The sequence below is a fragment of the Catellatospora sp. NPDC049609 genome, assembly GCF_040675365.1.
GTDB lineage: Bacteria > Actinomycetota > Actinomycetes > Mycobacteriales > Micromonosporaceae > Catellatospora.
In genome coordinates, this window is the sequence record NZ_JBFAOU010000442.1 from 1 (window position 1) to 1660 (window position 1660).

1 protein-coding gene is annotated in these 1660 nt (G+C 73.6%); it reads left to right on the top strand.

Features of this window, described 5'->3' with window-relative positions:
- Nucleotides 1–93: 93 nt before the first annotated feature.
- Nucleotides 94–1500 carry a GH1 family beta-glucosidase gene (locus AB0J67_RS40990; protein ID WP_363491206.1) on the top strand — a complete coding sequence of 469 codons (1407 nt, stop codon included), beginning with the start codon at nt 94–96 and terminating at the stop codon, nt 1498–1500.
- Nucleotides 1501–1660: the final 160 nt, after the last annotated feature.

The following is a 1660-nucleotide window of genomic DNA, read 5'->3' on the forward strand; positions in this document are numbered from 1 at the left end:
GCATTTCTGTATGAATATGAAATCTAATTCGTCATCCAGATAGGCCAACGTCGATGAAAAGCAGCCCGCGCCGCGCTCACCGAAGGGGAGCCCATGCCCACCCAGACCGAGGCACCGACCGCTGCGACCACTCAGGAGCTGCGGTTTCCCCCCGACTTCTGGTGGGGTGCGGCGACCGCCGCGTACCAGATCGAGGGCGCCGTGGCAGAGGACGGCCGCACCGCGTCCATCTGGGACACCTTCTGCGCCGAGCCCGGCCGGGTCGTCGACGGGCACACCGGCGCGGTCGCCGCCGACCACTACCACCGCTACCGCGAGGACGTCGCGCTGATGCGCGAAATCGGCCTGTCGGCGTACCGGTTCTCGGTGTCCTGGCCGCGGGTGCAGCCCGGCGGCCGCTCCGGGGAGAACCCGGCGGGCATCGCCTTCTACGACCGGCTCGTCGACGAGCTGCTCGGCGCCGGCATCAAGCCCGCCGCCACGCTCTACCACTGGGACCTGCCGCAGGAGCTGGAGGACCGCGGCGGGTGGACCGCCCGTGACACCGCGCTGCGCTTCGCCGACTACGCCGCCGTGGTGGCCGCCCGGCTCGGCGACCGGGTCAAGCTGTGGTGCACCCTCAACGAGCCGTGGTGCACCGCGTTCCTCGGGTACGGCCTCGGCGTGCACGCCCCCGGCCGGACCAGCCCGAGCGACGGCCTGCTCGCCACGCACCACCTGCTGCTCGGGCACGGGCTCGCCGCGCAGGCGCTGCGCGCCGCCGTGCCCGCCGCGCAGGTGTCGATCGCGCTCAACCAGGGCGCGGTGCGCCCGCTGACGGACTCCCCCGCCGACCGCGACGCCGCCCGGCGCATCGACGGCCTGCTCAACCGCATCTTCCTCGACCCGATCATGACCGGGGCCTACCCGGCCGACGTCATGGCCGACACGGCCTCGGTCACCGACTGGTCCTTCGTGCGCGACGGCGACCTGGGCGTCATCGCCGCGCCGATCGACGCGCTGGGCGTCAACTACTACGCCCCCGACCTGGTCAGCGCCGCCGCCACGCCGGTCGAGGAGCCCTCGCCGTACCCGGCGAGCCAGGGTGTGGCGTTCCACCAGACGCCCGGCCCGCGCACCGAGATGGGCTGGACCGTGGACCCGAGCGGGCTGCGCGAGGTGCTGCTGCGGCTGCACGCCGACCACCCGCGGCTGCCGCTCTACGTCACCGAGAACGGCGCCGCCTACCCCGACCCGGTCGACGCCGACGGCCGGGTGCGCGACGCCGACCGCATCGCGTACCTGCGCGACCACATGGCCGCCGCGCACGAGGCGCTGCGCGCCGGGGCCGACCTGCGGGGGTACTTCGTCTGGTCGCTGCTGGACAACTTCGAGTGGGCGCTGGGCTACGGCAAGCGGTTCGGGCTGGTCCGGGTCGACTACGACACCCAGCAGCGCACCCTCAAGGACAGCGCACTGTGGTACCGCGACGTGATCAGCACCGGGGGTGTCGCGGTCTGACACCGCGCGGGCAGGGCCGCCCGGTGTCCCGGAGGCGGCGGGGTCGGCGCAGTCGCGCGGGCCGACTCGGTGCCCAACCTGGAGATCGAGACCGGCGAGATCGTCGGCGCGGGCCACGCCTCGGCGACCGGCCGCTTCGACGACGACGCCCGGCTCGCCC

What these genes read in the sequence shown, in the direction of transcription:
- AB0J67_RS40990 (WP_363491206.1), top strand. Translation starts at nt 94, where the DNA reads ATGCCCACCCAGACCGAGGCACCGACCGCTGCGACCACTCAGGAGCTG.